This window comes from Streptomyces sp. NPDC057136 (assembly GCF_042670885.1).
In the GTDB taxonomy this organism is placed as follows: Bacteria; Actinomycetota; Actinomycetes; order Streptomycetales; family Streptomycetaceae; genus Streptomyces.
Genome location: NZ_JBHUUV010000023.1, coordinates 118,696 through 137,659, shown reverse-complemented (window position 1 = coordinate 137,659; position 18,964 = coordinate 118,696). Strand labels below are relative to the sequence as shown.

The window sequence follows — 18,964 nt, the reverse complement described above, 5'->3', positions numbered from 1 at the left end:
GTCCCGTTTCACCGGGGCCCTCCGGGCGCTTCCCTTCGTTCTTGCGTTTCCGACTCTATCAGACTCTTTCGTGTCCGATTCCCGGTCGAAGCGGGCCCCCTGCAGAGCAGGAGAATTTTTACTTCGCTTTCCAGTTCTTCGCTTTCGCGTTTCCCTTTCCGGCGGTTCCAACCTTACCAGATTCATTTCGTTCCGTTTCCGGTCCGAATTTGATTCCGGCGGCCTGTTGGAGGGCCTTTGCCTTTCGGCTGATCCGACTTTATCAGAAACATTCCGGCCGATTGAACGGCCCGATGATTTCAAAATTAAGAGAATCGATGGCTCTGCGGAAGCCTTGGGCTTCCGGTACGAGCAAGATGAACTTAACCGCTGATCCCGTACATGTCCAGTCCGGGTCAACCGTTTAAATCTACCTCCCCACTCAGACTGTGTCAACAGTTTTTGTGGGCGAGGAGGAGACTAGCAGGTCGGCGAGGGTCGTTGCACATCGGTCCTCAGGCAGCGGAGGGCAGCTCGGCGCTGCGCTCGCCTGCGTCGAGGTCACCGGTGTCCCCGGCGCGGGCCGCTCGGCCTCCGAGGATGTAGACGTACGCGAGAAATGCCAGCTCAGCGGCTATGCCGATGGAGATGCGGGCCCAGGTCGGGAGGCCTGAAGGGGTCACGAATCCCTCGATGAGGCCCGAAATGAACAGCACCAGGGCCAGGCCGATAGCCATACCTATCGCGGCGCGGCCCTGCTGGGCGAGGGCGGAGCGCCGGGTGTGGGGGCCCGGGTCGATGACGGTCCAGCCGAGCCGGAGGCCTGTACCGGCTGCCACGAAAACCGCCGTCAGTTCGAGCAGGCCGTGCGGGAGGACGAGGCCCAGGAAGGTGTCCAGCCGGCCGGCCGAGGACATCAGGCCGATACCCACGGCGAGATTGAGGACGTTGACGAAGAGGATGTAGATCACCGGTATGCAGAGGAAGGCCCCGAGAACCAGACACATGGCGGCGGCCTGCGCGTTGTTCGTCCAGACCTGGGCGGCGAACGAGGCTGCCGGGTGGCTGGAGTAATACGTCTCGTACTCCCCGCCCGGGCGTGTGAGCTGGCGCAGGTCGTCAGGGGCGGCGATCGCCGACTGGACTTCCGGGTGCGTGCCGATCCACCAGCCGATGAGTGCCGCCAGAAGCGTGGAAAGTACGGCAGTGGGGACCCACCAGTGCCGGGATCGGTAGACGGCTGCGGGGAAACCGACGGTCAGGAACCGGGCGGCGTCGCGCCAGGACGCCTTGCGGGTGCCGGTGACTGTGGAGCGGGCCCGGGCCACCAGTTGCGTGAGGCGGGCGGTCAGCAGGGGGTCCGGGGCGCTGGACTGGATCAGTGACAGATGGGTCGCCGTGCGCTGGTAGAGCGCGACAAGTTCGTCTGCCTCCGCCCCGGTGAGCCGCCTTCCGCGGTGCAGGAGGTGGTCCAGGCGGTCCCACTCGGTGCGGTGGGCGGTGACGAAGACGTCGAGGTCCATGGTCGGCTGCTGCTCCAGGCATGGGTGCGTACGGGTCCGTACTACTGCGGCGCGCTGCGGGTCAGCTTGGCAGACTGAGGTTCCGAGGGGCAGGGAAGGTCGGCGAAGGGTGGGCGGCGATGAATGAGTTGGTGACCGGTGACGCGGTCGTGTTGGGGTTGCGGCCGGCGAGGCTACCGAGCCGCGCGTTGGCGATAGCGATCGACCTCGCGGTGATTCTGCTGATTTTTGTGGTCGTTTCGATTGGTCTTGCCATCGCGACGGTGTCGCTCGACGAGGCGGCGAAGGCGGCGATAGCCGTCGCGACCTTCCTGCTTGTGCTGGTGGGAGGTCCCATCGCGGTGGAGACACTGAGCCACGGCCGTTCGCTGGGGAAGCTGGCGTGCGGGCTGCGTGTGGTGCGCGATGACGGGGGGCCGATCCGCTTCAGGCACGCGCTCGTCCGGGGTGCGATGGGGATCGTCGAGATTCTGATGACGTTCGGCGTCGTGGCGTGCGTCGCGTCGCTGGTGTCGGCGCGTGGGCGGCGGCTCGGTGATGTCTTCGCGGGCACGCTCGTCGTACGTGAGCGGCTGCCCGCCGGACGAGCCGTCGCCGTACCGCCTCCGCCGCCGTGGCTGGTCGGACGGTTCGCGCAGCTGGATCTGTCGTCGGTTCCCGATGATCTCTGGCTGGCGATTCGGCAGTACCTGACGCGTATGCACCAACTCGATGCCGGAGTGGGCTGGTCGGTCGCGGAACGACTGGCCGGTGATCTGGCGGCGCGGACCGGGGTTCCGGTGCCACCGGGAGTGCCTGCGGCGGCCTTCTTGGCGGCGGTCGTGAACGAGCGGCAGGCGCGGGATACGCGGCGGGCCTTCGCGCCTTCCCTCGCCGGGGGCCGTGGGCCCTCTGGTGGGGCCGGGGTTCCTGTGGTGCCGCCGGTGGCGCCTGCGTCGATGCCGGTGGCGCCGGTTGCTGGTGTTGTTGCGGTGGAGCCTGGGGTTGGAGTTCCGATGGGGAAGCCTGAGGGGGCCGCCGTCACCGGGTTCGCTCCGCCTGCCTAGTGCGGGGCGGGCGAGGGCGGTGATTCCAGGTGCTCGAGCTCGATGCCGGGGGCCGAGAGGACCACGTCGCCAGCCAGGTGAACCGTGTGCCTGTCGCCCGTGTCCAGGGCGCTGACCTGGTATTCGTCCACGATCAGGGGGCCGGTGTCAGTGGCGTGGGTTTCACTGTTCACCAGGGCCCAGGACTGATCGACAGTGCGGGGGGCGAGGACCGGATCAGTGAAGGTGACCAGGCGGACCCGGGTCTCGGTGGAATCGGGGGTGAGGCGCAGGAGTCGGGCGGTGGCGACGAGGAACGCGGGGGACGTGCCGGCGAAGGCGTGGGCGCGGACATTGCCTTCGGTGGCATGAGTGCCGGTCGGGTCGGTCCGGACCCAGGTGACGCCCTCAAGGGCTGCGCCGCGGACCTGCCAGCTCCTGGCATGGAGTTCGAGGCGGATGGGACGCCCGAGTTCGTCGAGGGTGAGGTCGAGGGAGCCGAGGTGGTCTCCGGACGGGGCCGTGGTCTGGGAGACGTAGCGCCAGCCGGAGGGGCCGGGGGCGCAGTGGAAGTGTTCTTCGCCGAGGGGGGTGTGGTCGTGGAGATCATGGAGCGAATATCGGCCGCGGGGCATGGAGTCCTTCGGGTTCCTCGGGCTGTGCGGGTGCGATACGGGGCAGGCCCCCGGCACGGGGGTGCGGGGGCCTGCGCTCGTAGCTGCTGCTGAGGCTGTTTCCCTCCGTCGGCGCCAGGTGGTGACGACCATGGCGCCGACGGGTGGATCAGTAGCGGTAGTGGTCGGACTTGTACGGTCCGTCGACCTCGACGCCGATGTAGGAGGCCTGCTCGGGACGCAGGGTCGTGAGCTTCACGCCGAGTGCGTCGAGGTGGAGACGGGCGACCTTCTCGTCGAGGTGCTTGGGCAGCACGTAGACGTCGGTCGGGTACTCCTCGGGCTTCGTGTACAGCTCGATCTGGGCCAGGGTCTGGTCCGCGAACGAGTTGGACATGACGAACGAGGGGTGGCCGGTGGCGTTACCCAGGTTCAGCAGGCGGCCCTCGGACAGCACGATCAGGACCTTGCCGTCGGGGAACTTCCAGGTGTGGACCTGCGGCTTGACCTCGTCCTTGACGATGCCGTCGATCTTCGCCAGGCCGGCCATGTCGATCTCGTTGTCGAAGTGGCCGATGTTCCCGACGATCGCCTGGTGCTTCATCTTGGCCATGTCCGCGGCCATGATGATGTCCTTGTTGCCCGTCGTGGTGACGAAGATGTCGGCCTGGCCGACGACGTCGTCGAGCGTGACGACCTGGTAGCCGTCCATCGCCGCCTGAAGGGCGCAGATCGGGTCGATCTCGGTGATGATCACGCGGGCTCCCTGGCCGCGCAGGGACTCCGCGCAGCCCTTGCCCACGTCGCCGTAGCCGCACACGACGGCGGTCTTGCCGCCGATCAGGACGTCGGTGGCGCGGTTGATGCCGTCGATCAGCGAGTGGCGGCAGCCGTACTTGTTGTCGAACTTCGACTTGGTGACCGCGTCATTGACGTTGATCGCCGGGAAAAGGAGGGTGCCGTCGCGGTGCATCTCGTACAGGCGGTGCACACCGGTCGTGGTCTCCTCGGTGACGCCGCGGATCTCGGACGCCAGCTGGGTCCACTTCTGCGGGGCCTCACCGAGGGTGCGGTTCAGCAGGGTGAGGATGTACGCGTACTCCTCGCTGTCCGCCGTCGACGGGTCCGGGGCCGCGCCCGCCTTCTCGAACTCGACGCCCTTGTGAACGAGGAGGGTGGCGTCGCCACCGTCGTCCAGGATCATGTTCGGGCCGCCGGTGGGGGTGTTCGGCCAGGTCAGGGCCTGCTCCGTGCACCACCAGTACTCCTCCAGCGTCTCGCCCTTCCAGGCGAAGACCGGGACGCCGGCGGGGGCGTCCGGGGTGCCGTTGGGGCCGACGGCGATGGCCGCGGCGGCGTGGTCCTGGGTGGAGAAGATGTTGCAGGACGCCCAGCGGACCTCGGCGCCGAGGGCGACCAGGGTCTCGATGAGCACGGCCGTCTGCACCGTCATGTGCAGCGAACCGGTGATCCGAGCGCCCGCCAGCGGCTGCGTGGCGGCGTACTCCTTGCGGATCGACATCAGGCCGGGCATCTCGTGCTCGGCGAGGGTGATCTCCTTGCGCCCGAAGGTGGCAAGGGAAAGGTCGGCGACCTTGAAGTCCTGGCGATTGGCGACCGTCGTCATAACGGGCTGCTCCTCGTGAAGGGTCGAGGGTGGGCTGGGCTGGCTCTGCGGCGGCGGGCACACGAATGCCCGGGAGTTCGCAGTGCAGTCCGTCGGAGGCCCTCTCTCCCTCGGCCGGCCCGCAGTGCGGACCGATCGACCGCCATCAGCAGCGACGTCTGTTACTCCATAAGAATCTACACCGGTCGGCCCGGTGCGCCCCAGCCCGTCCGGGGGCTTGGGGCGATCACCGGGCCGTCGGAGGCGAACATCAGTGGTTCGTCGGCGTTTCGTCAGCGGTTCGCCGGGGGCTCGTCAGTGGCCGGATTTCGTCGGGGCCGGGGCGTCGGGGGTCTTGGCCGGGTTGGTGCCCGCGGCCGCGGCTGCCTCGTTGTAGATGTCCGGCTCCAGGTAGATGACCCGGGCGATCGGGACGGCTTCGCGGATGCGGGTCTCGGCGGCGTTGATGGCGTGCGCGATCTCGGTGGCGGTTTCGTCGTGCTCGACCGCGATCTTGGCGGCCACCAGAAGTTCTTCCGGGCCCAGGTGGAGGGTGCGCATGTGGATGATGCGGGTGACCGTCTCGCCGTCGACGACCGCCGCCTTGATCTTCTCGACATCCTCGATGCCTGCGGACTCACCGAGGAGGAGGGACTTCGTCTCCACGGCGAGCACGATCGCGATGACGACCAGCAGGATGCCGATGCAGAGGGTGCCGATGCCGTCCCAGACGCCGTCGCCGGTGCCGATGGCCAGGCCCACACCCGCGAGAGCCAGTATCAGGCCGACGAGTGCGCCGAGGTCCTCCAGGAGGACTACCGGGAGCTCGGGGGCCTTCGCGCGGCGGACGAACTCCGTCCAGGAGTGGTCGCCACGGGTGTGGTTGGACTCCTGGATGGCCGTACGGAAGGAGAAGCTCTCGGCGATGATCGCGAAGATCAGCACGCCGACCGGCCAGTACCAGGCCTCGATCTCGTGCGGGTGCTTGATCTTCTCGTAGCCCTCGTAGATCGCGAACATGCCACCGACCGAGAACAGCACGATGGAGACGAGGAAGGCGTAGATGTAGCGCTCGCGCCCGTATCCGAAGGGGTGCTCGGGGGTGGCTTCGCGCTTGGCCTTCTTGCCGCCCAGCAGCAGGAGGCCCTGGTTGCCGGAGTCGGCGAGCGAGTGGACGCTCTCCGCGAGCATCGACGACGAGCCACTGAAGAGGAACGCCACGAATTTGGCGACTGCGATCGCGAGGTTGGCGGCCAGTGCCGCCACGATCGCCTTGGTTCCGCCTGACGCGCTCATGGGTGCCTGGTGTCCCTTCCTCGGTGCTGCGGCACGGGCGCCGCGGTACGGCCGGACATTGTTGCAGCCGCTGGTGCGGACGGTACGTCAGGCCACCACGGTGGCACGGAAGAGCGTGCCCGTAAGGGATGCTTCAACCCTTTCGTCCGCCGGGACGAAGACCGATTCGCCGGTGGCGAGTTCGAGATCGCCGACGCGGGGGGTACCGGAGGTGCAGAGCAGGATCTGCGGGGTGGCCGCCGTCAGATCGACGGGGGCGGCACCGGGCGACAGGTCGTAGCGCGACAGCCGGAATTCGTCGACCGGCGTCTCGTACGGCTCTTCGCCGGACGGCGCCGCCTCGGGGCGCAGGACACCCGGATCGGTCGCCTCGAAGCGGACGACGCGCAGGAGTTCGGGGACGTCGATGTGCTTGGGGGTCAGTCCGCAGCGCAGCACGTTGTCCGAGTTGGCCATGATCTCGACGCCGAGGCCGCCGAGGTAGGCGTGCGGGACGCCCGCGCCGAGGAACAGGGCCTCGCCGGGCTGGAGTTCCACGTGGTTCAGGAGCATCGCGGCGATGACGCCCGGGTCGCCGGGGTAGTGGTGGGCGAGCTGGGCGTACGGGGCGTGGGCGCCGCCGAGGCGTTCGGCGGCGGCGGCCGCCTCGCCGACCGTGGCGGCCATCTCCGCCGGTTCGGCGGTGAGGATCGCCGTCAGGACCTCGCGCAGGGCCGCCTCTTCGGGCTTGGCGCGGAGGAGATCCACGTACGGCTTGAGGGAATCGACGCCGAGGGCCTCTATCGCGTCGGCCGACTCGGTGGGCCTGCGGAAGCCGCAGAGTCCTTCGAAGGGGGTGAGCGCGCAGATCAGTTCGGGCTTGTGGTTGGCGTCCTTGTACGTGCGGTGGGGGGCGGCGATCGGGACGCCCCGGCTCTCCTCGTCCGCGTACCCGTGCTCGGCCTGGTCGAGGTCGGGGTGCACCTGGAGGGAGAGCGGTGCGCCGGCGGCCAGCAGCTTCAGGAGGAACGGGAGGCGGGGGCCGAACTTGGCGACGGACGCCTGGCCCAGTTCGCGGTCGGGGTCGGCGGCGATGACCTCGGTGAGGGGCTGCTCTGCGCCGGCGCGGGTGATCCTGGACGGCGCTCCTGGGTGGGCGCCCATCCACATCTCGGCCTGCGGCTCGCCGGTGGGGGCGATGCCGAGCAGCTCGGGGATGGCCGTGGTGGAGCCCCAGGCATAGGGGCGCACGGTGTTGGAGAGCCGGTCCATGGAGTTCGTCCTCGGGGAAGCGGGGTGGGAGAGGTGGGGTGCGGGGGGCTAGTGGTTTTGGGAGGCCAGGGCCACGTATACGGCGGCGAAGTCGGTGACCGCGAGGAGTTCGGCGAGGGTTTCGAGTTCGGTGCCCTCCTCCGGTTCGAGTTCGCTGATCGCCGTGTCGTGGCTGAGTGCCAGTTCGCGAGCCGCGGGAGCGGCGCTCAGGCCGCCGGAGGGGCGGCCCCGGAGCAGGACGACGCGGGCCCGCATCGCCTCCGGCTCGTCGACACGGTCCCTGAAGAAGTCGTCGGGATCGGCACCGGCGGCGAAGGCTCCGGCCAGCAGCTGGCCGTGCAGGGGCAGTGCCTCGGGCAGTTCGGCGGCGAGGGCGGGGCGGCCTGCGAGGTCGGTCAGCACTGCGGCGAACCGGCGTCCGACCGGTCCTGCGGCGCCGTCCTCCGTCCAGATGAGGGGCAGGCTGTCGGCGAGTTCGGCGGCGAGGGTCTTGGCCGGGTTGCTGTACGTCGCGATGGCGGGGCCGCAGCGTTCGGCGGTGTGGTCGAGGCGGTCGGCGACGCTCTGCAGCACCTCGGCCGACGCGTCCACCAGGTCCAGCCGGTCGAGCAGGGCAAGCAGCGGGGTGAGCAGCGCCCAGAGGGTGCCGGGGCCGGCTGCCTCGGTCTCGGCGTCGTACTCGCCGTGCGGGGCGGCCGCCATGGGTACGACGAGGCCGTGGACGCCGTCGACGGCCTCGCGGAGCGGGGACCGGGTGGGGGCGACGGCGACGACCGTGCAGCCCCTGCGGTATGCCTGCTCGGCGAGCCGGGCGAGGCCCGGTTCGGAGCCGTCCGGCGTGGCGATGAGCAGCAGGTCCACGGAGCCGGCCCAGCCGGGAAGCGCCCAGCGCAGGGCGCCGGCCGCGGGGGCGACGCCGGTGGAGTGAATACGGGTGACGGGGGCGGCGGCGCCCACGAGTGCGCCGATCAGGTCGGCGACGCCGGATGCGGCGGCGCCGGGGCCCGCGACGAGGACGGCTCGGGGCCGGCCCTCCGGGGCCAGGGCGCCGATACCGGCCTCGGCTGCGTGCCGGGCGGCGGTACGGACGCGGGCGCCGGCCTCTGCGGCGCCGTGCAGCAGACCGCGGCGGTCGGCGCGGGCCAGGGCTTCCGGGGCATCGAGCAATGACTCGTCGAGCATGGCGGTGGGCCTCCGATCACCGTACGGGGTGCGGGGTGCGGGTGCGGGTACGGGAGTGCGGGCGGTGGTCGTCGCCGACCCGGTCGCGTCGTGCCCCCGTTCTCGCGGGTCGCGTGTCGCGCTGTTACGCGGGGCGGCTGGCTTCGTCGACGAGGAGGACCGGGATGCCGTCGCGTACCGGGTAGGCCAGACCGCAGTCGGTGCCGGTGCAGACGAGCTCCGGGGTTTCGGCTGCCGACCGGTCGTCGAGCGGAGAGTGGCAGGCCGGGCAGGCGAGGATCTCGAGAAGGCCGGCTTCGAGCGGCATGGGGTGGGTCCCTTCGGGCGTTCGAACAAGCGGTTCGCCGGCGCGGCCGCGGGGTGCAGGTCGCGCGGATCAGGCGACGTCAGCCTACCGCTGGGGTGGCGGGGGCGCGGCCGGGGCGGGCGGGCGGGGGTGGGGTGCGTTGCGGAGTGGGGGGTGCGGCGTCGGCGGTGCGGGGTGGGGGCGCCTACGGCGGGCCTTGTCCCCTACCCGCCCCTTCCCCGAAACCGGGGCTCCGCCCCGGACCCCGCTCCTCAGACGCCGGAGGTGCTGAAGGAGTGGGGGAACGGGGGAAAAGCGGGAGGGGCCCGGGAAGCAGGGGCTCCGTCAGGGGCGGATCAAAGTCAGGCTCGGATCAGCGTCAGGACCTCGTCGCGTACCGCCGTCAGCGTCTTCTCGTCCCGGGCCTCCACGTTCAGGCGCAGCAGCGGTTCCGTGTTGGAAGCGCGGACGTTGAACCACCAGTCCTTGGACGTCGCCGTGAGGCCGTCGAGTTCGTCGAAGGTGATGTCGTCGCGGTTGCCGTACGCCGTCTTGATCGCGGTCAGTCGGTCGGCCTGGTTCTCGACGGTGGAGTTGATCTCGCCGGAGCCCGCGTACCGGTCGTACTGGGCGAGGAGCTCCGAGAGCGGGGTCTCCTGGCCTCCCAGGGCGGCCAGGACGTGGAGGGCGGCCAGCATGCCCGTGTCCGCGTTCCAGAAGTCCCGGAAGTAGTAGTGCGCGGAGTGCTCGCCGCCGAAGATCGCGCCGTGTTCGGCCATCTCCGCCTTGATGAAGGAGTGGCCCACGCGCGTACGGACAGGGGTTCCGCCGTTTTCGCGGATCACCTCGGGTACCGACCAGGAGGTGATCAGGTTGTGGATGACTGTGCCCTTGCCGCCGTTGCGGGCGAGTTCGCGGGCCGCGACCAGGGCCGTGATCGCGGACGGGGTGACGCCCGCACCGCGCTCGTCGACGACGAAGCAGCGGTCGGCGTCGCCGTCGAAGGCGAGGCCGAGGTCGGCGCCCTCGGCGAGTACGCGGGCCTGGAGGTCGACGATGTTCTTCGGGTCGAGGGGGTTGGCCTCGTGGTTCGGGAAGGTGCCGTCCAGTTCGAAGTACATCGGGATCAGGTCCACCGGGAGGTCCGCGAAGACGGTGGGGACCGTGTGGCCGCCCATGCCGTTGCCCGCGTCCACGACGACCTTCAGGGGGCGGATCGTGGAGAGGTCGACCAGGCCGAGGAGGTGGGCGGCGTAGTCGGTGAGGGTGTCGCGTTCGGTGATCGTGCCCGGGGTGGTGGGGACCTGGTCGGGGGCGCCGTGCGTGGACCAGTCCTCTGCCAGCGTGCGGATCTCGGTCAGGCCGGTGTCCTGGCCGACCGGGGCGGCGCCCGCCCGGCACATCTTGATCCCGTTGTACTGGGCCGGGTTGTGCGAAGCCGTGAACATCGCGCCCGGCAGGTCCAGTGCCCCCGACGCGTAATACAGCTGGTCCGTCGAGCAGAGGCCGATCAGGGTGACGTCGGCGCCGCGCGCCGCAGCGCCGCGGGCGAAGGCCGCGGCCAGGCCGGGCGACGAGGGCCGCATGTCGTGGCCGATCACGATCGCGTCCGCGTCGGTGACCTGCACGAAGGCCGCGCCGAAGAGTTCGGACAGCGGCTCGTCCCACTGGTCGGGCACGACTCCGCGCACGTCGTACGCCTTCACGAGCTGCGACAGATCAGCAACCACGGCCGGTCCTCCTGGGGTCTCTGCGGAGCGCCCAAACTACCCGGGGCGCCTGTCAGGGCAGCATCCAGCCCAGTACGGGTGTGTTCTGCGCCATCACCACGAGGCACATCACGAGCAGCAGTCCGAGGCTCCAGGGGAGGACCTTGCGCAGCAGGTCACCTTCGCGTCCGGCCAGTCCGACGGCCGCGCAGGCGATGGTCAGGTTCTGCGGGGAGATCATCTTGCCCAGCACTCCCCCGGAGCTGTTGGCGGCGGCGAGCAGTTCCGGCGAGAGGCCGGATTCGCGTGCCGCGGACACCTGGAGCGCGCCGAAGAGGGCGTTGGCGGAGGTGTCGGAGCCGGAGACGGCGACGCCGAACCAGCCGAGGACCGGGGAGAGGAAGGCGAGCCCCGCGCCCGCTGCGGCCACGGACTGGCCGATGGTGGCAGCCTGTCCGGAGAGGTTCATGACGTAGGCGAGGGCGAGCACGGAGGTGACCGTGAGGATCGCGTACCGGAGTTCGTGGACCGTGGCCGTCCACTCGCGCAGGGCGTCGCGGGCCGGAACGGAGAGCACGAGGGAGGTGACCAGTCCCGCCAGCAGGACGAGGGTGCCGCCGGTGGCGACGACCGGGAGCGTGAAGAGGTTGGCGCCGACGGGTTCGCCCGTGGGTCCGGCGACGTCCAGGTACGGCCAGTCGAAGACGCGGGTCGCCTCGGCCAGCAGACGCTTGACGGGCGGGATCTGGGCGACGGAGAAAATCACCACGATGAGGGCGTACGGGGCGTAGGCGCGCAGGACTTCACGGCGGGGGTCCTCGTGGTCCAGGTCGTCGCTCCGTACGCCGGTGAGCACCGACGTGCGTACGTTCTCCGCGGCGGGTTTGCGCGCGGCCGGTACCGCGACCAGGGCCCCGGCGCCCGCCAATGCGGCCGCGATGTCCGCGAGTTGTGCGGAGACGTAGTTGGAGGCGGCGAACTGGGCGACGGCGAAGGCCACTCCGCAGACGAGCGCGGGCACCCAGGTCTCCCGGAGGCCGCGCACGCCGTCCACCAGGCCGACCAGGACGAGGGGTACGACGAGGGCGAGCAGCGGGGTCTGGCGGCCGACGACGGCGGCGACGTCGTCCAGCGGCAGGCCGGTGACCTGGGCGAGGGTCACGACGGGGGTGCCCATCGCGCCGAAGGCGACGGGGGCGGTGTTGGCGACGAGTGCGACGACGGCGGCCTTCACCGGGTCGAAGCCGAGGGCCACGAGCATCACCGCGCAGATGGCCACGGGCGCGCCGAAGCCGGCCAGCGCCTCCAGGAGTGCGCCGAAGCAGAAGGCGATGACGAGGGCCTGGATGCGGGGGTCGTCGGAGAGACGGCCGAAGGAGCGGCGCAGGATGTCGAAGTGCTGGGTGCGGACGGTCATCCGGTAGACCCAGAGGGCGTTGACGACGATCCACATGATGGGGAAGAGCCCGAAGAGGACGCCCTGTGCCCCGGCGGAGAGGGTCTGGCCGAGCGGCATTTCGTACGCGAGCCAGCCGACGAGCACGGCGACCGTGAGGCCGATGAGCCCGGCCAGATGGGCCTTGAGCCGGACGGCTCCGAGCAGGACCAGGACGGTGACCAGGGGCAATGCGGCGACGACGGCGGACAGGGCGAGCGAATGGGCTACGGGTTCGAGTTGCTGGACAAACACACAGACCTCCCCGGATTCCGTGATGCGGAAGTGATCTCTCACGGTGAAGGAATGGTCATGTCCGCGACAAGGGGCGGTCAATGGTCCGTACAGGAAAACTTTCCCGGGACGGAGAGATCAGGGCCGGCTCGGCACCTGTCAGGAATCGGGCGAGCGGAGCACCCGCAGGTGGCCGCGGCGCGCGACCTCCACCGGGTCGGCCGTACGCGGTCCGCGGCTGCCGGCGCCCGGCCCGCGGTCGTGCGGCCTCGCCGCTTCCCGTACCGCGTTGGCCAGCGCTTCGAGATCGTCACCGCTGGGGCGTGTGGGGGCTGAGGGGTCGGAGAGCCGGACCACTTCCCAGCCGCGTGGCGCGGTCAGCCGCTCACTGTGTTCGGCGCACAGGTCGTAGCAGTGGGGCTCGGCATAGGTGGCGAGCGGGCCGAGGACCGCAGTCGAGTCGGCATAGACGTACGTCAGTGTCGCGACGGCAGGGCGGCCGCACGCAGTTCGCGAACAGCGACGTACAGGGCTCACGATGTTGGACGGTACCGCACTCTTGAGCGGGCTGCGACGACTCTCCCGCACCTCACCCCGACGTGTCGTCCTGTTACCTCCGGCACAACGCCCTTCCGGGCAACGGCCCTGACCTGCGCGGCAGCAGAAGGGTCCCGGCCACTGCCTCACCGATTCCGGTCATTGTCGTGCGCACTAGCTGTCATGTGGCGCGAGATGACCTGTCGGAGTCGGGGCCTGATCCGGACTCACCTTGGCCTGAATGTTCAGAATTGGACACCCGGAGGGCCTGCGCGGGAGCCGCGATCGGCTCGCCTCGCGGAGAGTTACGCTGCGTCGGTGATGGACAGTCCCGTACCTCCCCACCCGTCCGAGCCCCGTCCCCGCCGCCGCGACCGCCACGGGCGCGGCATGCGCGGGCCCGTCGCGCCGCCCCAGGTGCCGCTGTCGACCAGTAGGAGTGAGACGTTCCGCGATCTCGTGCAGGACTCGGTGGAGCGGCTGGAGCGGCGCTGGCCACAACTTGCGGATGTCGACTTCCAGGTCCTGGACGTGCCGGGAACGCTCGGCGACACCGTGCCGCTGGGGCGCGCGGTCTCCGCCGAGAAGGGACAGCCCGCGCAGATCGTCGTCTACCGGCGCCCTGTCGAGATCCGCACCAAGAGCCGCGACGAACGCGCTCTGCTGGTGCACGAGATCGTGGTCGAGCAGGTCGCCGAGCTGCTCGGTCTTGCGCCGGAGTCGGTCGATCCCCGGTACGGGCAGGACTGAGGTACAGGCAGGACTGAGGTACGGGCAGGACCAGGGCTGCCTTTTTGGGCAGGACCGAGGCGTGCCCGTACCTCCTCGTCTCAGTCGTCCAGGAGTGAGAGGTCCTGCTGCGCCGTGGGGACCTCGACCGTGCCCCCGTCGTCGGCCAGCGTCTGCACCGTGAACATCTCGATGCCGCCCTCCGGAAGAGCGAGCGTGCGGGCCGCGTGGACCGGGCCGCCGGACACCGTCTCGACCGTCAGCGCGTAGGTGCCCTTGAGGCCGGACGGGACCGGCGGGGTGACGGCGAGTGTGGTGCCGCCCTTGACCGTGTACGTCTTGACGGCCTGTTCGCCGCCCTCGGTGCCCGCCGACGCGGTGACCTTGACCTCGGCCGCCGCGCCCGGGGCGGTAAGGGAGAGGATCGAGCCCTTGGCCCTGTTGTCGGCCACGCTCGCCCGGGCGCCCACCGGTCCGGTCGCCGGGATGAAGGCGACCTCCCGCTTGCTTCCGGTGCCGCGGACCACGCGCAGCGCGGCCACGATCGGGGTGGCGCGGTCGGCCTCCACGGGCGTCAGCCGCAGCGAACCCGGTTCGCCCCTGGTGACGTCCCGCAGGTCGATGCTCGCGGTCATCTTCGACTTGATGTGCAAGGTGTCGTTCCCGGCCGGGGAGAACGTCGCGTTCTTCCCCATCAGCTGCACCTTCACGTCGGCGTCGTCCTCGCCGGGCGCGAAGGCCACCAGCTGTACGGAGGTGGCGTCGGCCGGGATGCCGGGCAGCACGAGGGTGCCCGTCGGGTCCACGGACGCGGCCAGCCAGTCGCTGCCCGCCGTGTCGTCCGCGGCTCGGATGAGGGCCCCGATCCGGCCGGAACGGGTGGTGACGTGGACGGCCACGTCCTCGACGGCCTCGCCGGTCAGCGTGGAGATCAGCATCGGGACGCTGGAGTGGGCCGGGACGGTGATGCCGTCGCCCACCTCCGACTTGAGCGAGCCGTCGGGGCCGTACAGCTCGATGTCGGCGACGGCCGCGCTGTCGTCGGGATTGGTGAGGTGGACATAGTCCTGGCGCGCCTTCGAGGTGCTCGCGCCCGGGAACCAGAAGTCCGTGCCGGGCCCGGTGCAGGTGGCCCCGAGGAGGCCGCGGGCGCCGCCCGCGGTGACCGCGGTGGTCTGCTGGGCGGTCCAGCCGGGTGCCAGGCGGCCGGTGGCGGTGCCGACCAGGGCGGGGGCGTCGGACTTCGAGGTCTCGGCGCCGACCGGCCGGCCGGGCTCCTTGAGGGCGACGACCGGCTTGTCGGCCTTCGCCGCGGCCTTCTTGTCCTGCTTCGGGTCCGGTTCCGTCGCCTCGTCCGCGGTGAGGGCCGCGGCGGGCTTCAGCTCGGCACCACCGGCCTCGCCGTCGTTCTTCCCCGCCGGGGTGAAGGACGTGTACGTCGTGGCCGCCAGGTCGGAGCTGCTCGGGGCCGGGCAGAGCAGGCTGGAGCGTTCGACGGGCAGCCGGGACGCGGCCTTCGCCACCGTCGGGACCGCGTCGCCGGGCGCGTTGAGCGCGGCGAACCCGGTGACGGCGGCGAGGGCGACGACGCCCGCGATGAGGGAAAGGGGGGTGGACTTCACTCGGACTCGCCTCGCGATGCGTTACCGGGATGCCACGGGCCCTCGCCCGGGGCGGTGCTTTCGTCGTGCTCGTCGTTCTGGGTGACCGGCGGGCCGTAGTGGCCCTGGTTGTCGTACGGGGCGGCTTCGCCCGTACCCGTGGCGTAGGGCTGCTGCTGCGCGTAGCCGTACGGGTCGTAGGCGGCGTTCTGCTGGTACGGGTCGGCCTGGTACTGATCGGCCGCCGGGTACTGCTCACCGCCGTACTGGCCGGCGTGTGGCTGCGCACCGCCCTGGTACTGGTCGCCCTGGTACTGCTGGTAGTCGGCGCCCTGGTACTGCTGCGCGTCCCACTCGGCGTACTGCTGCTGCGGCACCGCCGCGTACGTACCGGTGTCGCCCTGCTGGGCGAAGGCGTCCTGCCCGTCCGGGGCCGCCGCGTACGGGTCGGCGGACTGCTGCGCCGGGATGTACTCCTCGGGCGCCGCCGGTTCCGGAGCGAGCGCGTCGCCCTCCTGACCGTCCTCGGCCTCCGCCTGGGCGGCGGCCCGGAGCCTGCGGGCCCGGCGGCCCTCCCCCGCGACCGGCTCCAGCGGTACGGCCTCGGTCTCCTCGGGCAGGTCGTCGTCGATCTCCCGGCGCCGGCCCGGCAGGGCGAGCACCAGCAGGACGACGGCGATCAGGGCCTGCGCCCAGATCCAGGCGGTGTGCGTGACCGGGGCGTCGTACGTGAGGTCCAGCGTGCCGCCCTCGGCGGGCAGCTCGAAGCCCTGGGCCCAGCCGTCGACGGTCTTGCCGGTCAGGGCCTTCCCATTGAGCGTGGCCTGCCAGCCGGGGTCCGCCGCGTCGGCGATCCGCAGCACACGGCCGGAGGCGCCCGAGGGGATCTTGGCGTGCGCCTCGACGGGGCTCGAGGCGACGGGCAGCCACTCGACGCCCGCACCGCCCGTGTCGCCCGTGCCGCCCTCGGTGGACGGGGGGACGATCATGACCCTGGCGACCTGGCGGTCGACCCACCACAGGGCGCTGCCGTCCAGTTGGCTGAGCCTGCTCAGACCGGGTGTCGAGTCGAGTACCCGGCTCATCTGGCGCGGTGCCCCGTCCCGTACGAGGACGTAACGGATGGCGAAGCCGCTCAGCTGGCGGCCCTGGTCGGCGCCCGATCCCGCGACGAGGTTGGCGACGACCTTGTCGAGGTGGGTGTTGCTGCCGCCCGACTCGGTCAGTTCGGCATCCCCGAGGCGGGCGCCCGAGCCGCGGACCAGGGTGTACGAGACGGAGCCCGACGGCGTACCGCCGAGGACCAGGGTGCGGGGCTGGTCGCGCGTGACGCTCTCCGCCGCGACGAACTCGGGCACCTGCACCGGGTCCCGGCGCTCCAGCGGCCCGGTCGCGCCGCCGGCCATCCAGACGAACGCGGCCAGGGCGGGGGCGGCCAGGGCGGCCAGGGCGATCAGGGCGGCGATCGGCTGGCGCCAGCCGAAGCTGAGCTCGGCGACCCGTACCCGGGCGCCGTCCGCTCCGAGCAGGGCGGCGGCGATCAGCGCGATGCCGTAGACGAGGGTGGCGGGGCCGGCCCAAGTGGAGCCGTTGGCGATGCCCGCGAAGAGCAGTGCGACGAGCGCGACGGCCCAGGCGGTACGGATCGCGAACTGCCGCTCGCCGCGCAGCAGCGCCGCGAGGGCGGCCAGCACGATGCCCAGGAGGAGGACACCGCCCGCCGCCTTCGGGCCGCCGGGGCTGATCCCGAGGAGGTCGAGTGCGGACGCGGTGCCCACGCCCAGGTCGAGGCCCGCCTCCTTGAGGAAGCTCGCCGGGCTGGTCAGCAGCGTCAGCGACCAGGGCGCCAGGACGAGCAGCGGGGTGCCGACGGCGGCCAGGAAGCGGAGCCCGTACGCGGTGATGTCGCCCCTGCGCAGGACCAGCACGCCGATACCGAGTGCCACGGCGAGCGGCCAGACGATGGGCGTGAAGGCCATCGCGAAGGTGAGCAGCAGGGCGTACGCCCAGGTGGCGCGCCAGCTGCCGCGTGCCGCACCCGAGCCCGGTGCGCCGCGCAGCCCGTGGGCCGATACGGCGGCGCGGGCGATCAGCGGGAGCAGGATGGCGAGGACGGCGGTGCCGAGGCGGCCGGTGGCCAGTGCGCCGGTCGCGGCGGGCAGGAAGGCGTACGCGACGCTCGCCCAGGCCCGCAGCAGCCGCGATTCGATCAGCGGCCGGGAGACGAAGTACGCGGCCAGTCCGGCGAGCGGAACCGAGCAGACCAGCAGCAGGGTGAGCGCGAATCCTGTGGAGCCGAGGAACAGGGCCGACAGGGCGGCGATCACGGCGAGGTAGGGCGGTGCTGTCTGGGTGCCGCCGGTGCCGACCGGATGCCAGCCGTCCGCGTACCTCCCCCAGAGCTCGGAGACGTCCCCGGGCGCGGGCAGCAGCGCGCCGCCCGCGAGTGCGCCGCTGCCGAGGAGGCCCCGGCAGGCGATGAGGGAGACGAGCAGCAGAAGAGCGAAGAGGACGGGGCCGGGCCTGCGCGCCATCCGCTTCAGCCGGGCGAACTGCTCGATCTCCATGAAGTCGGCGTCGTCACCGCCGGGACCGGACTCGACGGCGCCGTGCCGGGAGCCTCCGGCTTCGGCCTCGGACCGGCCGCCGAAGTTGCCGGCGACCTGTTCGACGGTGGCGCGGACAGTGGCGCCGGGCGGCGGGAACAGGGAACGCAGCTCGCCGGCCTCGACCACGGCCTTGCCGCGTCTGCGCCGGGCCGCGAAGATCCTGCCGGGCCGCAACAGGGTCCCGAGGAGCCCGGTGACCTCGTCGACGGCCTGTCCGGGAACCTTGCCGACCAGGTAGGCGAGGGTACGGAGCAGGGTACCGACGACCAGGCGGAGCAGGACCCACGGCAGCGCCTTGCCGTGGGCGTTGACGAGCATCGTGTAGGCGGCGCCCGCCTTGTCGACGCGGTGCGGGCTGGAGACGGAGCGCCCCGCGCAGTCGATGGGGCGGCGTTCCCGCGCGGCTGCCTCGGCATGCCGCAGGATCGCGTCGGGCGCGATGAGCACCCGGTGTCCCGCGCTGTGCGCACGCCAGCAGAGGTCCACGTCGTCACGCATCAGCGGGAGCCTGCGGTCGAAACCACCGAGCTCCTCCCAGACGTCACGGCGGATCAGCATGCCGGCGGAGGAGACGGAGAGCACCGTGCGGACCTGGTCGTGCTGGCCCTGGTCCTGCTCGCGGCGGTCGAGTCCGGTCCAGCGGCGCCCGCTGTTGGCGATGGAGACGCCGACTTCCAGCAGCTGCTTGCGGTCGTACCAGCCGCGCAGCTTGGGTCCGACGATCGCGGCGTGCCGGTCGCCGTCGACGATGCGGAGCATCTCGGCGAGCGCGTCGGGCTCGGGTGCGGAGTCGTCGTGCAGCAGCCAGAGCCACTGGACCGGCTCGCCGTGCGGGAGCTCGGGCATGTCGTACGTGTCGTCGCGCCAGGACCGGGTGACCGGGTCCCAGCCGCTGGGACGCTTCAGGTACGGCAGCTCCTCGGGAGTGAGGACACCGGCCGTACGGACCGCCTCGTCGACGGCGGTGCCGAAGCTCGTACGGCGTGCGAGATGGAGGACCCGCTCGCCGCCGAGGGCCTCGGCGGCCAGCCGGGCGGAGTCGTCGGCACTGCCGGTGTCGGCCGCGACGACGTTCTGTACGGGGCGTTCCTGCCCGAGCAGCCCGGCGAGCACGTCGGGCAGCCAGCGTGCGCCGTCGTGGGAGACGAGCACGGCGGTGACGACGTGCCGGGGGAACTCTGGGGCGGCGGCGGCCGGATTCGGCGCCGCCGAGTGGCTGTGCACGGACATCGAGGTACGGGCCCTCCGGCCGGGTCCGGGGGGCGTCCCCCCGGGGGCTGCATCGGTGTACACGCGCGCCCCGGCGGGGCGTTGGCGCATCTCGGACGGGGCCCCACACTAACGGTAC

Annotated in this window: 15 protein-coding genes; 3 read left to right on the top strand and 12 right to left on the bottom strand. The window is 71.2% G+C overall.

Annotation, left to right across the window (positions count from 1 at the left end; all coding sequences use genetic code 11):
* Positions 1-373: hypothetical protein (locus tag ACFT7S_RS25520; RefSeq protein WP_382735600.1), on the top strand; the 373-nt coding region annotated here is incomplete at its 5' end.
* Positions 374-494: 121 nt separating this feature from the next.
* Here ACFT7S_RS25520 and ACFT7S_RS25515 read toward each other — a convergent pair.
* The gene (locus tag ACFT7S_RS25515) at positions 495-1,502 is read right to left on the bottom strand and encodes a stage II sporulation protein M (RefSeq protein WP_382735598.1); all 1,008 of its coding nucleotides are present in this window, start codon (positions 1,500-1,502) and stop codon (positions 495-497) included.
* Between the two features lie 119 nt (positions 1,503-1,621).
* Between ACFT7S_RS25515 and ACFT7S_RS25510 the strand changes: the two genes are divergently transcribed.
* Complete coding sequence (locus tag ACFT7S_RS25510) at positions 1,622-2,548, top strand: RDD family protein (RefSeq protein ID WP_382735597.1); 927 nt, start codon at positions 1,622-1,624, stop codon at positions 2,546-2,548.
* On the opposite strand, the gene ACFT7S_RS25505 is transcribed toward ACFT7S_RS25510, so the two are convergent.
* From ACFT7S_RS25505 to ACFT7S_RS25465, 9 genes are all read right to left on the bottom strand, one after another.
* Positions 2,545-3,162, bottom strand: coding sequence for a hypothetical protein (locus tag ACFT7S_RS25505; protein WP_382735596.1), 618 nt, complete (start codon positions 3,160-3,162; stop codon positions 2,545-2,547). The genes ACFT7S_RS25510 and ACFT7S_RS25505 overlap by 4 nt on opposite strands.
* A 148-nt stretch (positions 3,163-3,310) precedes the next feature.
* Positions 3,311-4,768, bottom strand: coding sequence for an adenosylhomocysteinase (gene ahcY / locus ACFT7S_RS25500; protein WP_382735594.1), 1,458 nt, complete (start codon positions 4,766-4,768; stop codon positions 3,311-3,313).
* Between the two features lie 294 nt (positions 4,769-5,062).
* On the bottom strand, positions 5,063-6,043 hold the full coding sequence (locus ACFT7S_RS25495; protein ID WP_382735592.1) for a cation diffusion facilitator family transporter: 981 nt from the start codon (positions 6,041-6,043) through the stop codon (positions 5,063-5,065).
* A gap of 87 nt (positions 6,044-6,130) precedes the next feature.
* Positions 6,131-7,294 (bottom strand): mannose-6-phosphate isomerase, class I, encoded by a 1,164-nt coding sequence (manA, locus tag ACFT7S_RS25490; RefSeq protein WP_382735590.1) that lies wholly within the window; start codon positions 7,292-7,294, stop codon positions 6,131-6,133.
* Positions 7,295-7,342: 48 nt separating this feature from the next.
* Positions 7,343-8,476, bottom strand: a complete 1,134-nt coding sequence (locus tag ACFT7S_RS25485; protein WP_382735588.1) for an SIS domain-containing protein — start codon at positions 8,474-8,476, stop codon at positions 7,343-7,345.
* Between the two features lie 124 nt (positions 8,477-8,600).
* The gene (locus tag ACFT7S_RS25480) at positions 8,601-8,783 is read right to left on the bottom strand and encodes a Trm112 family protein (RefSeq protein WP_382735586.1); all 183 of its coding nucleotides are present in this window, start codon (positions 8,781-8,783) and stop codon (positions 8,601-8,603) included.
* 341 nt (positions 8,784-9,124) lie between these two features.
* The gene (locus tag ACFT7S_RS25475) at positions 9,125-10,492 is read right to left on the bottom strand and encodes a phosphomannomutase/phosphoglucomutase (RefSeq protein ID WP_382735584.1); all 1,368 of its coding nucleotides are present in this window, start codon (positions 10,490-10,492) and stop codon (positions 9,125-9,127) included.
* Between the two features lie 52 nt (positions 10,493-10,544).
* Positions 10,545-12,161 (bottom strand): L-lactate permease, encoded by a 1,617-nt coding sequence (locus ACFT7S_RS25470; protein ID WP_382735582.1) that lies wholly within the window; start codon positions 12,159-12,161, stop codon positions 10,545-10,547.
* Positions 12,162-12,299: 138 nt separating this feature from the next.
* Positions 12,300-12,677 carry a DUF3499 domain-containing protein gene (locus ACFT7S_RS25465; protein ID WP_382735580.1) on the bottom strand — a complete coding sequence of 126 codons (378 nt, stop codon included), beginning with the start codon at positions 12,675-12,677 and terminating at the stop codon, positions 12,300-12,302.
* A gap of 321 nt (positions 12,678-12,998) precedes the next feature.
* On the opposite strand from ACFT7S_RS25465, the gene ACFT7S_RS25460 reads away from it, so the two are divergent.
* Positions 12,999-13,427 (top strand): metallopeptidase family protein, encoded by a 429-nt coding sequence (locus ACFT7S_RS25460; protein ID WP_382735621.1) that lies wholly within the window; start codon positions 12,999-13,001, stop codon positions 13,425-13,427.
* 80 nt (positions 13,428-13,507) lie between these two features.
* Here ACFT7S_RS25460 and ACFT7S_RS25455 read toward each other — a convergent pair whose 3' ends face one another.
* Together ACFT7S_RS25455 and ACFT7S_RS25450 are read right to left on the bottom strand one after the other, a co-directional pair.
* Positions 13,508-15,028, bottom strand: a complete 1,521-nt coding sequence (locus tag ACFT7S_RS25455; RefSeq protein ID WP_382735578.1) for a DUF5719 family protein — start codon at positions 15,026-15,028, stop codon at positions 13,508-13,510.
* Positions 15,025-18,846 (bottom strand): glycosyltransferase, encoded by a 3,822-nt coding sequence (locus ACFT7S_RS25450; protein ID WP_382735576.1) that lies wholly within the window; start codon positions 18,844-18,846, stop codon positions 15,025-15,027. Before ACFT7S_RS25450 ends, ACFT7S_RS25455 begins: the two co-directional genes overlap by 4 nt.
* Positions 18,847-18,964: the final 118 nt, after the last annotated feature.

Bases quoted from the DNA above. Each gene is read 5' to 3' on its own strand.
- ACFT7S_RS25515 (WP_382735598.1), bottom strand. From the start codon at position 1,502: ATGGACCTCGACGTCTTCGTCACCGCCCACCGCACCGAGTGGGACCGC.
- ACFT7S_RS25510 (WP_382735597.1), top strand. From the start codon at position 1,622: ATGAATGAGTTGGTGACCGGTGACGCGGTCGTGTTGGGGTTGCGGCCG.
- ACFT7S_RS25505 (WP_382735596.1), bottom strand. From the start codon at position 3,162: ATGCCCCGCGGCCGATATTCGCTCCATGATCTCCACGACCACACCCCC.
- ahcY (WP_382735594.1), bottom strand. From the start codon at position 4,768: ATGACGACGGTCGCCAATCGCCAGGACTTCAAGGTCGCCGACCTTTCC.
- ACFT7S_RS25495 (WP_382735592.1), bottom strand. From the start codon at position 6,043: ATGAGCGCGTCAGGCGGAACCAAGGCGATCGTGGCGGCACTGGCCGCC.
- manA (WP_382735590.1), bottom strand. From the start codon at position 7,294: ATGGACCGGCTCTCCAACACCGTGCGCCCCTATGCCTGGGGCTCCACC.
- ACFT7S_RS25485 (WP_382735588.1), bottom strand. From the start codon at position 8,476: ATGCTCGACGAGTCATTGCTCGATGCCCCGGAAGCCCTGGCCCGCGCC.
- ACFT7S_RS25480 (WP_382735586.1), bottom strand. From the start codon at position 8,783: ATGCCGCTCGAAGCCGGCCTTCTCGAGATCCTCGCCTGCCCGGCCTGC.
- ACFT7S_RS25460 (WP_382735621.1), top strand. From the start codon at position 12,999: ATGGACAGTCCCGTACCTCCCCACCCGTCCGAGCCCCGTCCCCGCCGC.
- ACFT7S_RS25450 (WP_382735576.1), bottom strand. From the start codon at position 18,846: ATGTCCGTGCACAGCCACTCGGCGGCGCCGAATCCGGCCGCCGCCGCC.